At 62.5% G+C, this 11,443-nt stretch carries 7 protein-coding genes and 3 pseudogenes; 5 read left to right on the forward strand and 5 right to left on the reverse strand.

The window, feature by feature from the left end:
* Window positions 1–93 (forward strand): annotated as a pseudogene (locus Q3Y53_RS13150) (photosystem II protein D2); the annotation flags it as partial.
* 48 nt (window positions 94–141) lie between these two features.
* Here Q3Y53_RS13150 and Q3Y53_RS12900 read toward each other — a convergent pair.
* Window positions 142–882 (reverse strand): hypothetical protein, encoded by a 741-nt coding sequence (locus Q3Y53_RS12900; protein ID WP_303536763.1) that lies wholly within the window; start codon window positions 880–882, stop codon window positions 142–144.
* Window positions 883–969: 87 nt separating this feature from the next.
* On the opposite strand from Q3Y53_RS12900, the gene Q3Y53_RS12905 reads away from it, so the two are divergent.
* Window positions 970–1,905 carry a hypothetical protein gene (locus tag Q3Y53_RS12905; protein WP_303536765.1) on the forward strand — a complete coding sequence of 312 codons (936 nt, stop codon included), beginning with the start codon at window positions 970–972 and terminating at the stop codon, window positions 1,903–1,905.
* Between the two features lie 92 nt (window positions 1,906–1,997).
* Window positions 1,998–3,425 (forward strand): annotated as a pseudogene (locus Q3Y53_RS12910) (DUF2079 domain-containing protein); the annotation flags it as partial.
* A gap of 7 nt (window positions 3,426–3,432) precedes the next feature.
* On the opposite strand, the gene Q3Y53_RS12915 reads toward Q3Y53_RS12910, so the two are convergent.
* From Q3Y53_RS12915 to Q3Y53_RS12930, 4 genes are read right to left on the reverse strand one after another with little or no spacing between them, the layout of a single operon-like run.
* Complete coding sequence (locus tag Q3Y53_RS12915) at window positions 3,433–4,881, reverse strand: DUF2079 domain-containing protein (protein ID WP_303536767.1); 1,449 nt, start codon at window positions 4,879–4,881, stop codon at window positions 3,433–3,435.
* Window positions 4,859–6,394 carry a glycosyltransferase family 39 protein gene (locus tag Q3Y53_RS12920; protein WP_303536769.1) on the reverse strand — a complete coding sequence of 512 codons (1,536 nt, stop codon included), beginning with the start codon at window positions 6,392–6,394 and terminating at the stop codon, window positions 4,859–4,861. Before Q3Y53_RS12920 ends, Q3Y53_RS12915 begins: the two co-directional genes overlap by 23 nt.
* Entirely contained in the window at window positions 6,357–7,487 is a 1,131-nt protein-coding gene (locus Q3Y53_RS12925; protein ID WP_303536771.1) for a glycosyltransferase family 2 protein, read from the reverse strand. The genes Q3Y53_RS12920 and Q3Y53_RS12925 overlap by 38 nt, the downstream gene beginning before the upstream one ends.
* Window positions 7,488–7,510: 23 nt before the next feature.
* Window positions 7,511–9,106 carry a glycosyltransferase family 39 protein gene (locus Q3Y53_RS12930; RefSeq protein ID WP_303536773.1) on the reverse strand — a complete coding sequence of 532 codons (1,596 nt, stop codon included), beginning with the start codon at window positions 9,104–9,106 and terminating at the stop codon, window positions 7,511–7,513.
* Window positions 9,107–9,535: 429 nt separating this feature from the next.
* On the opposite strand from Q3Y53_RS12930, the gene Q3Y53_RS12935 reads away from it, so the two are divergent.
* Together Q3Y53_RS12935 and Q3Y53_RS12940 are read left to right on the forward strand one after the other, a co-directional pair.
* Window positions 9,536–11,032, forward strand: coding sequence for an iron uptake porin (locus tag Q3Y53_RS12935; protein WP_226426043.1), 1,497 nt, complete (start codon window positions 9,536–9,538; stop codon window positions 11,030–11,032).
* Window positions 11,033–11,253: 221 nt separating this feature from the next.
* Window positions 11,254–11,443: pseudogene (locus Q3Y53_RS12940) on the forward strand (porin); the annotation flags it as partial.

Here is an 11,443-nt window from a genome sequence, read left to right on the forward strand (position 1 = left end):
GAAGGTCTGCGTGCCTGGATGGCACCGGCTGACCAGCCGCACGAAAACTTCGTCTTCCCTGAAGAGGTTCTGCCCCGCGGCAATGCCCTCTGATCTCAGGTTCGATGTTTCCTTCAACCGCCCAGCAGGGCGGTTTTTTTTTCAGTTTTCGTCTGAATCAGCGCCCAGGCGCAAGGTGAGATCAATGCTGTTGCGTTGATCGAGCAGCGCTCGCAACAGTGCATCGATCAGCAAAATGATGCCCAGCAGCTCCAATGCTTCCTCCAAGCCTGTGATGGCGCCATACCAGGGGCTATGCAGGCGGATCAGGCTGGATCGAACGGCAAAGCTGCCGATCATCTCCATGCCGATGGCGCCGCCGATGTAGACGGCACCTGATCGCAGCAACCGTGATGCCGTTGCTCGGGAGAGCGAGCTGAGGAAGCGGCGAAAGCGCCACAGCAGGATGAGGGCGAGAACGGCGTAGGGCACCACCCAGGTGGATGCCAGAGCTGGGTGCACCTGGTGCCTAAGCCCTGGAATGATCAGGATCTCGTGGATCTGAAGGGCTTCGTCGAGTGCCAGAAAGATGAAAATCTTCGACAGCAAACGCCAGCCTTGGGCCGCGATGCGATCGCTGCTTTGCCCCAGTCGTCGCATCAACAGGGCAGCCATCAGCAACAGCGTGCTGCTGAACAGGGTGGGCAGGTTGAGCTCCCTGTCCATGTTGAGGCTGTCCAGCCAATGCTTCTCCGCCCCGAAGCCGTAAATGCCCATTTGCACGACGCTGTGGGCCACCAAAAGCCCTGCGGTGATGGCCGTCAGCAGGTTGCGGATCGATTTTGGCGTGAGGGGGATGATTCCGATCTGGCTTGGATCCGCTGCAGTGGATTGCTGAATCACGGTTGGCTTGTGCGGAGGATGAACCCCGGTCTCAGACTCCGGTTCTAAACCTCTGCTTAACCTGCGCTTCGCGCAAGGGACGGGTTGGTGGCTGTGATCTACACACGGGGTTGCGCCCTCAAGACCGCCATCGCTGCATTGTTCGTGGTGGTTGCGGGTGCGTCTTTGTTGACGGTGGCCGTGCAGCTGGTGATGTCTGTCTCTGGTGGTTCCAACCCTGATCTCGGTTGGGGCGTCTTGGCTGGGGTGAGCACGGGACTGGCGGTCTGGGCAACCCGTTCCCAGGGGCTGTTGCGGTTGCTGTCGGTTGCCGATCCATGGGCCCATCAGAGCCGCACCCGAGCGGTGTGGGGTCTGTTGGCGCTTGTGGTTCTGCTGGTTGTGGGCTTGAAGACCGGCTCGCCGGACCGTGACGCCTACAAAAATTTGGTGTTTGGTGAGGGTGGCTTGGTGGAGTGGAGCCAAGTGCTGGTCCTGCTGCTCGCCACCCGGGCGACCTGGTTGATCGGCTCCGATTTGAATGCGCGTTTGCAGGAACGCCGACCCGGGCGCTTGTTCCAGTTCGGCGCCGTATGTCTGGTCCTGGTCTTGATGGAGGAGCTCGCCTGGGGGCAGGTGATCTTCAGTTGGCGGACCCCGCCCTTGTTGAACGAGATCAACGCGCAGAACGAGACGACCCTGCACAACATCGGTTGGTTTCAGGATCGACTGGATGTGGGCACCTTCTTGGCGACCCTTGGGGTTTTGGCTGTCGTGGTTCTGGCACCTCGTTGGATGCGAGCTCTCACAACCAACTGTTCTGAATCGATGGCGGTTGTGACCCGGGCCCTCACTCCAGCTGTCTACAGCTGGCCGTTGTTCCTGGCGGTGTCTGCACTCGCGTTTTGCATTGCCACGCGCACATTCTCCGATCTGATCCTCAATCGGGATCAGGAGTGGGGTGAGCTGGTGCTGTACGGCTCCATCTATCTGTTGTTGTTGCGCACGCGCGTGCTGCTTGGCCCCGTCCAGGACCCTCCGTAACCTGCCCAAAATCCTTCAAGGACGGCTGCATGCGTCGACCCACCGGCATTGATGCGCCCTCCACAACCCGGTGGCCACGCAAGGTGTTGGCGATGGCGGGTCTGTTTGCCCTGATCTGTTTTGCGCTTCAGGCCTGGCGGCTGTTCAGCCTGAGCGCAACCTATGACCAAGCCCTGTTTCTGCAGGAGCTCTGGGCGACTGCGCAGGGGCGGCCCTTTGAAAGCAGCCTCTCATCGGTGTTGTCGGGGGCGGTGGTGGCCGGTGATGGTCTCCCGTCCATCGATTACTTGCACCTGGGGCAGCACGCCAACGCCTTAACCGTATTGATGGCACCCCTGGTGGCTGTGTTTGGGATGTGGGCGCTTCCTTTGCTTCAGGTGGGGCTGCTCGCTGGCGCGGGTCTGGTGCTGTGGAGATTGGCCGATGCCCGACTTCCGCGGCCCTTGGCTGAGCGAATCACCCTTGCCTACTTCCTCAGTGGCGCGGTGATTGGCCCCGCCCTCGAGAACTTTCACGATCTGGTTTGGCTGCCCTTGTTGGCGTTTCTGGTGGTGGGAGGTCTTCTCGACGGTTGCCGTTGGCGGGTATGGCTGTTTGGTGCCCTGTTGCTGTTGGTGCGAGAAGACAGTGGGTTGTTGTTGTTTTCCCTTGGGCTCTGGGCCCTGGTGCGTCGTCCCGACCAACGCATCACCGGAGCCTTGCTGATGCTTGTGTCCTTCGCCTGGGTCGTGCTGGTCACCGGTTGGATTCAACCGATGGTGGATTCCTCCTTATCGGATCGCTTCTTGAAGGAGAAGTTCGGCCATCTGGTGGACGACCCGTCGGGGGGAACGGTTGCTGTGCTGTGGACCATGCTGCGCCAACCTTTTGCGTTGCTCGAGGCGCTGGTGTCGCCGCCGGGGGCCACCCTTGGCTTCGTGCTGGCGTTGAGTTTGCCGCTGGTTCTGGTGCCCCTGCTCTCGGTGGATGCCGTTCTGCTGATGCTGGCTCCGCTGTTGATTGCCTTGCTCTCCCAGGGGCGATCGGCCTTGTCCGTCACGCTGCGCTATGTGCTGGCTTTGGTGCCGGGGCTCTATCTCGGTGCTGTGCTCTGGTGGGAACGCCATCCTGGGGGGTGGTCGAAGCCCTGGCTGCGCCGCTGTTGGACCGCAGCTCTATCTCTTGGCCTTGTGCTCACGCTGGTGGCGAACCCCCATCGCACGCTCTCGGCGGTGATCCCTGACAGCTTTTCCCCCTGGACCTATGTGTCTCCTCAGCAAATGCTGGAGCGTCGCCAGGCGGCTGCGGAGGCGGTGGCGCTGATTCCAGCGGATGCCAGCGTGGCGGCGGATACGCCTCTGTTGCCGTTGTTGGCCCAGCGGGAGGCGGCGATTCGTTTCCCGCGGCATGTTCAATACCGTGATCGCCAGGGACGCGTTCAACCTGTGGACTGGGTTGTGGCCCTGCCCGGTTACTACACGCCCCTGGCTCCAGTGTTCAAGGGATCGCGCAACAAACAGCAGCGCATTCAGCGGGAACTGCGGAAGCTCAAGGCATCAGGCGACTATCGCTTGGTGCATTGCCACGGCGGGGCTGTTGTTCTGCAGCGGCAGGTGCCCGACACAGCTCCAGGCCAGTTGGCCAGCTCTGGCAGCTCCAGTTCTTGTCGGTGGCTTGAGTAAGCAACCTTTCCTGCACCTCGCGGCTTGATCCCCAGCCCGGGTCATTGGGGTTGAGCAGCAGCACGTTCCAGGGTCCCGCTGTGGGGGATGGACTCATTTTTTTCTTGGGGAAGCCGATGTTGGTGCGCTGGCTGAGCTGTGGCACTAGGTAACTGGTGGTGAGCACCGCGTCCTGCGGTTGGATCAGAGCCTGGGCCTCATCAACGGCTTGGAGTTGAGGCAGGCGGCCCAGGTAGGGCCCCGTGAAGAACCAGGGTTTGGCCAGCATCAGCCAGCAGGCCATGGCCCAGCACAGCATCCAGGGAAAGCCTCGCTGGGACTGGGGTTGCCCCCGCAGGCCATCGATGCAGGCCACCACGGCCACCACCGCCAGGGGCAGGCTGTAGTGATGCACCAGGGTGCGGTAGCTGGTGGATGCAGAGAGCAGATTCACCAGCACCAAGGGCAGCCCGATCAGCAACGTGCTGAGGGAGGCCCGACGCCACAAGGCGATGCAGGGCAGGCAAAGCAGCAGCAGATATTCCGCTCCGCCACCCCAATCCAGGCCACTGAGAACGCTGATCGGCCCGCCGTTCAAGTGGCTGAACATCCGCCCTGCAGCCTTGGGGCCTTCTCCATCTCGGAGCAGTGGGTACAGCCAACGGCTGAGCAGGAGCAGCCATCCGATGCTGAGGCCTCCCGTCGCTAGGCACCACCGCCAACGCCGGCGCCAGGCAAGATCGACGGCCATGCCTGCTGTGATCAGCACCAGGCCATCGCGGCAGCCCAGCATCAGCAGCAGCAAGCCAAACCAGAGCCGGGGGCGGCCTTCGCGCTCGGCCCAGAGCGCCAGAGCGAAGGCGGGCATCACCCATGTTTCGGGGTGGAAATCGAACAGTGCGGCGTTGAACACCACCGGTTGCAGCCACCAGAGGCCGCAGGCCAGCCAGCACTGCCGAGGTCCCAAGCCAGCCTGCTTAGCTAGCCACCAAACCGGCAGTGCGGTGCAACTCAGGGCCAGGGCCTGACTGGCCAAGAGCCAATGCAAGCTGGGCAGGATCCGATAGGCCGCACCGGCTAGATAGAGCATCCAGGCCCCATGGTCGGCCAGCACATGCACCTGTTCCATCGAGGAGATTGGTGCCGCTCCCGATCCGATCAGCCAGGCCCATTGATCGAACAGCCCCAGGTCGTAGGCATTGCTCTGGAGCAGGCCATGGCGTGTCGCCGCAATGCCCCAGAGCAGGAGGCCCAGCCCTGCGCATAGCGCCAGCAGCTGCGGGGGACAGCCCCGCGGGCGCGCTGGCCTGAGGTCAGCGCTGGGGCTGGAGGTCATCGATCGGAATCAGATAGGTCTGGCTGCGTGAGTCCACCCAGGCGCGGGGGCTGGCGTCCACCATCTCTCGCAGGAGCTGTTGCCGCCGTTCCGGCATCGGTCGGTAGGTCTTGTCCCAAACGAAGCTGCCGGCCAGATGGCTGGCTCCAGCACTTTTCCAGCGCTGCAGTCGCTCCGGCGTCAGTTGTTTGCTGGAGATCAGCCAGCCCTGACGGCGGGCCAGGTTGAGCAGGGTGGGATCGGTGCTGGTGACACTCACAATCCGCGTCTCGCTGGGCAGATCCCTGCGGATGGTGAGGGCCAATGGCATCCATGCGTCTCGCTGGCGATGCTCCACGGCCCAGTAATCCAGGGAGAGCACCGTGAGGCTCACCACCAGGGCAAGGCTCAGCAACAGTTGAGGCTGCCAGCGCTGACGTGTTTGGTGCCAGGTCTGCCAGCCCAAGCCGATCAGTGGCGAGCTGAACAGCAGCAGCGGCAACTGGTAGTACTCATGGATCGTGCTTGAGCGCATCGTGGCGGCCGTGCAAAGCAGAACGCCGATCAAGCCGCTGATGGCGATCTGCCCGCCGCCGCTACGCCAGCTCGCTCCGAGGCCGATCAGCAGGAACGGCACCCCTACCACCGCCAGAAGCCGCAGGCCCACCCGCAGCAACAGATTGATCCAGCCGTTGAGGTCCAGCAGAAGACTCAGGCTGCTGCGATCGGCTCCCGATCCCCAGAACCCGAAGCTCAGTCCACTGGCCTGTCCCAGTTGATGGGCATGCCAGTACCAGCCGGCGATCGCCATCAGGCTGGTGCCGATGTACAGCCAGAAGCCAGGACGCCCCAGCAGGCGAAGCATGCGTCCGGGCCAGGTTTGCAGGGGTGGGGCCTGCCTTTGAGGGTTGGAGCTGAGCTGCACCATCAGCAGGGGTAGCCCCAACCAGAGCAGTGGAATCACCTTGATCAGGCCAGCGGTGGTGAAGCAAACCCAGCTCAGGGCCAGGGCCCAGGGCAACCGTCTCTCACTCCAAAGGCTCAGGCTCTCCAAGGCCCCCGCAGCACACAGCAGCAACAGAGCTTCGGCCTGGAAGGCGCGCCCGAAATACACCGCTAGAGGTGCGATGGCAAAGGCCAGGCCCGCCCACCAACCGGCTTCGGGGTTGAACCAACGTCTGCCCAGGCGCATCACCAGCCAGATGGTCAGTGCGCTGCAGAGCACTGATAAACCGCGGCCCAGCCATTCCTGCACCCCCATCAGGCCGTAGAGGCGGCTCACCAGAAAGGGGTAGAGGGGAAATTCCGACTCGACGAAGCCTGCACTCGCACCGCCCCAGTCGATCTGCGGCATCCAGATCGGTGTTCCTGCCTGGCTGAAATGCCTGGCCATGGCTGCGGTGTCGGCTTGCCGCCAGCTGTGAACCCCCAGCACCGGCATCCAGATCTGCACCAGCCGCAGCAGGCTTCCCAGGCCGATGGGCAGCCAGGCTGGCTTAGGGGTTGTTCCAGACAAAGCGGGATGACGCCGCATAGTTCCAGACGTAGACGACAACAATGCCCGCCAGTTGGGCCCAGAGCGCATGGGCCTGGATCAGGGTGTAAAAACTGGTTGCGAGGCCAACGTTGGCAAGGGCCGGCAGGGAGGCCACCAGCAAGAACTTCAGCAACCCCCGGATCAAATGCCTTCCGCTCTGGCGTCGGTCGCGGAAGGTGAGTGCGTTGTTCACCAGATAGTTCGAGCTTGCGGCGGTGATCACGGCCACCGGAAGTGCTTGCTGAAACGCCAGGCCGAACAGACCCATGAGCAGTGCTGTGGAGAGCAGCTGCACCACCACGCCTGAGGCACCCACAAGCCCGAAGCTGATGGCCCGACGCGGCAGCAGCCGCAGGGTTGCGGTGTGAATCAGGGACACGACGAAGTCCCAGAGGACGGCGAGATCGAGCTTGGAACTGCCATGCAGCCTTGGCTGAAAACGCAGCGGAATTTCTCCCACCTGCAGCCGGCCGCGGCTGATGGCCAGGAGTTCGTAGAAGAATTTGAAGCCGTTCACATCCACTTGACGCACCAGCGGCAGGCAGCGGTCGAGGCGCAGCACGATGAAGCCGCTCATGCAATCACTCAGGTGCCGGTACGACCTTGGCAGGCTCCAACGGGCTAGACGGTTAGCGAGTGTGGAGCCATCGGTGCGTCGATCGCTGAGGCCTCGGATTTCGGAGTGGTCGAGGAAGCGGCTCCCCGCCACAAGGTCCAGTCCCTCTCGATCCAGGAGCTGTACGGCCTCGCCAACGGAGGCAGGTTCGTGCTGGCCATCGCTGTCCATCACCACGGCGATGGAATAGAGGGCTGCGATCAGCCCTTCTTTGATGGCGCTGGCCAGTCCAGAGCGTCCGACCCGTTGGATGATCCGGATCCTTGGGTCCTGTCGGGCCAGGGCGCGAACCAGATCAGGGGTGCCATCGCGGGAATCGTCATCGACGATCAGGATTTCGAGCGGATGATCCGTCCCCAGGTGCAGCAGGGATTCGATCACCTGGCGGATGGAACCACCCTCATTGAATGTGGGCAGCACGATGGACAGGCCGCTGTGGCTTATCGGTCCTTCACGTTCCGCGGTGGACGACACAGTGCGCTCCAGTCGAGCTCAGGCTACCGACAGTTGGACAGGGTCCATCGCCCTGCTTGGCCTTCGTTGATGCAGTCCTCCTGGGGCTTGTCGCTGAGCCGGCGACCTGGGCCACCTTTGAATCGCTGAATGCGTTGTTCGGCATACCAGTTGAGGCTGGGACGTTCGTCGTACCCCTTCAGCCTGATCTCGCTTCCCGAGTTGGCTCTGGCCAAGGCTGCTACCGGTTGCACGGGCCAGGTTTCGTTGAGCTCCCACAACCACAGGGGGGAGTGAAACAGCAGGGCCAGCGCTGCCACATTGCCGCAGCTGAGGCTGATCAACCCAAGGCGTCGTCGCTGTGGTGCGGCAGAGCGCAGCCACCATCCGCCGCCACACCAGCCGAGGCCCAGCACACCCGCCAGGCCGCGGTAGGGCACAAGGCTGCTGCCGGTGCTGCTGAAGCTGCTTAGCCAAAGCAGCAGGAGCAGCATTCCGAGCCCGCACCAGAACGCGGGGAGCTGCAACAGCAACCAGCGGCAAGGGGGATTTGGACTCTCTGGCGCATTCTTAGAGGAAAAGGGTTGCTCCACCAGCCAAGCCAGCAGCGGAGCGCAAAGCAGGGCGAGGGGCAGCCAGAGCGGGTGGCTGTACCAGGGGAGCTGGGTGCGCAGCGGAAGAATGGCACCGGCCAGGGTGAGCAGGCCGGCCAAAGACCAACGCCCCCAGCGGCTCTGACGCCATCGCCAGGCCCAGACCAGGGCGAAGGGCAGCAGCGGCAGCCAGGGCCAGCCCCCCTCCAGTACTTCGATCACCGGGACCCGCCAGCCCAGATCACTGCCTTCGCCAGCATCCAGAAGAACCCGCCCGGCGCCATCACCGCCCCAGAGCCAGAGTGCTTTTCCCCCTCGGATGTGGGCATGCCAGAGATGCCAGCCGATCCCCGGTGCCAGGCCCAGCAGCATCCCGATCAAGGCTGCAGCCCTGTTATGCCAGTTTCTCCATTCCTGGCCCCAGGCCAGCGCCAATCCGCCGGCCACCGCCGCGGGCACCAGAAGCGGGGCTTTGAGCAGCAGCATGGCGCTGGCCATCAGGCCGGCGACTGCTCCCCAGAGTGCGCTGCATCGGCTGCGGTTGAGCTGCAGCAGGGCTAGCCAAAGCAGAGCCATGGCTGTCAGCTGGGTGCCATCCAGCATGGCCAGACGTCCATGCCGGGCCACCGGCAACAGCGTCAGCAGGATCACGCTGGTGGCGAGGGTGCTGGAGCGATCCCCTGGTCGCAGCACCCATTGCAGCCAGCCCCCAATCGGTACCACCAGGCACGACAGCAAGGCCGGCGCCAGGCGGATCGTCCACTCCGAGGGGAGCTGGTCGGGCCTGGTTGTTGCGCCGATCACGAGGGCGATCAAACCGTGCAGACCCGGCGCCTTGTTGAGGTAAGGCTGGTCCCAGAGGGTGGGCAGCAACGGGGCTTCCCCGAGCCCTTGGCGCAGTTCGAAGGCCACCCGGGCCACGGTGGCTTCATCGAAGTCCCGCAGGGGGAGATCACCGAGGCCGATCAGGGTCAGAACGGCGGCGGCCAAGCCGAGCCCTGCCAATGCGCTCCAGGGGGCTGGTTCAGGAGCTGAGCCGGAGCGCATGGGTGCCCCTCATCACTTCAAAAACTGAGTATGGTCCGGGTGTTCAGGGTGCAGCGGCGTGGAGAGGTGAATGCTTCCTTCGGGGAGTGGTCATCATTCCGAAGGCGTTGCCGGCATTCACAATCCTTCAGGAGGAGGTGTCCATGATTTCCAGTTGTTTGATTCAGGGTCTGCTGATCGCGGAGAACGCCGGCTGAACGGCGCCTTCTACTGATCATCCGGTTCCGCGGCAAAAGCGGACCCGGCGAGAGCCCCCGTCCGGACTTCCGGGCGGGGGCATCGTTTTTAAGAGGCCTCGCTTTGAGAAGAACAGTATCGACTGATACATGTCGATGTAAGGACCGGCACAGGCAGCGTTGGTTGGTCGGCGAGCAGCCCTCACAATCTGGAAATGGCGTAGTTGCGCCTACTTCCTGTGTGAGGAATTCAATGAAGCTTTTCCAGCAACTGCTGGTGGCTCCTGCCGCCCTTGGCCTTCTGGCCACCGGCGCTAATGCCGCCGAGCTGAACATCAACGGCGTTTCTGATTACGCGGCTTCCGCTGATCAGGTCACCAGCGTCACCCAATTCTCCGACGTCTACCCCACCGACTGGGCCTATCAGGCTCTGGCCAACCTGGTGGAGACCTACGGCTGCGTCGCCGGTTACCCCAACGGCACCTTCCGTGGCAACCGGGCCATGACCCGCTACGAAGCGGCTGCCCTGCTGAACGCTTGCCTCGACCGGATTACTGAAGTGACCGACGAGCTGCGTCGTCTGCTCAAGGAATTCGAAACCGAGCTGGCCATCCTCAAGGGTCGCGTTGACGGCCTCGAGGCCCGCGTTGGCGAACTGGAAGCAACCCAGTTCTCCACTACCACCAAGCTGAAAGGTAAGGCTGACTGGGTCTTCGGTGCCGCTAAGGCTCACGGCCGTGGCAGCGATGCCTTCGAAGCCACCAACGGTGGCACCTCCTTCAGCTACAACCTGGCGCTGAACCTGGAGACCTCCTTCACCGGTAAGGACCTGCTCTACACCCGCCTGCGTGCAGGCAACATGAGCAACGTCTACACCGGCCTGTTCGCCCAGGAGTACGGCTTCGATTCCGACAACGCTGTTGTCGTGAACCGCATGTACTACAGCTTCCCCATCGGTGAGAATTTCACCGTGGTTGGCGGCCCTGTGGTTCGTATGGACGACATGCTTCCGGTGTGGCCTAGCGCCTATCCGTCTGCCATGACGTACGACTTCTTCACCTACGCTGGCGCGCCTGGTGCTTACAACCTGGCCCTCGGCGCTGGTGCTGGCGTGTACTGGAAGTCCGACGACTTCAGCATCGCCACCAGCTACCTCTCCACCAACGGCAACGACAGCAACCCCAACACGGGTGGTATCGGAACCGATGGTGCCGACTTCAGCGCCACCACTCAGATCGCCTATGCGCCTGAGAACTGGGGTATTGCTGCTGCCTACACCAAGGCTTCCGGCAACGCTGAGAAGCTGTACATCGGTAACGCCAACCCTCAAGCTGCGATCGCTTCGGGTATCGGTGGTCAGACCAACTCCTGGGGTCTGAGTGCCTGGTGGACTCCTGAAGATTCCGGCTGGATTCCTTCCATCAGCACCGGTGTGGGTTCTACCTACTTCGACGGCGGTACTGACGGCTACACCGCGTCCTGGTACGTGGGTCTCGAGTGGGACGACGTGTTCATCGAAGGCAATTCCTTCGGTATGGCCGTTGGTCAGCCCACCTTCGTCGCTTCTGTTGACGGCGACGCTGTCGAAGAAGGCGCCGGCTACGCCTGGGAATTCTTCTACAAGTTCCAGGTCACCGACAACATCAGCGTGACTCCTGCCATCACCTACCTGAGCAAGCCCTTCCCTTCTCAGGACTCCAATGGCATGAACGCCTTCAGCGGCCTGGTCAAGACCCAGTTCAAGTTCTGATCCTTGGTTTAAGGCCCCTTCAGGGGCCTTATCCCTTTCAGATTCTTCAGCTCTCCACTTCGGTGGGGAGCTTTTTTATGCGGCTCCAGCATGAAGGAATGGTCTTAACCGATACATAAACAACCCTTGAGTTGCTGTTACCGACATGGTTGTCTCGCGCCAATAGCGTGAAGCCGCTGGCATGTCTTGCCGGCACTTTTCTCTTGGTGTGAGAACCCAAAATGAAGCTTTTCCAGCAACTGCTGGTGGCTCCTGCTGCCCTTGGCCTGATCGCCAGTGGTGCCAATGCCGCCGAGCTGAACATCAACGGCGTTTCTGATTACGCGGCTTCCGCTGATCAGGTCACCAGCGTCACCCAATTCTCCGACGTCTACCCCACCGACTGGGCCTATCAGGCTCTGGCTAACCTGG

This window comes from Synechococcus sp. YX-04-1 (assembly GCF_030546365.1).
In the GTDB taxonomy this organism is placed as follows: domain Bacteria; phylum Cyanobacteriota; class Cyanobacteriia; order PCC-6307; family Cyanobiaceae; genus Parasynechococcus.

Excerpts from the sequence above, each read along its gene's own strand:
- Q3Y53_RS12915 (WP_303536767.1), bottom strand. The coding sequence starts at position 4,881 with ATGACCTCCAGCCCCAGCGCTGACCTCAGGCCAGCGCGCCCGCGGGGC.
- Q3Y53_RS12920 (WP_303536769.1), bottom strand. The coding sequence starts at position 6,394 with ATGCGGCGTCATCCCGCTTTGTCTGGAACAACCCCTAAGCCAGCCTGG.
- Q3Y53_RS12930 (WP_303536773.1), bottom strand. The coding sequence starts at position 9,106 with ATGCGCTCCGGCTCAGCTCCTGAACCAGCCCCCTGGAGCGCATTGGCA.
- Q3Y53_RS12935 (WP_226426043.1), top strand. The coding sequence starts at position 9,536 with ATGAAGCTTTTCCAGCAACTGCTGGTGGCTCCTGCCGCCCTTGGCCTT.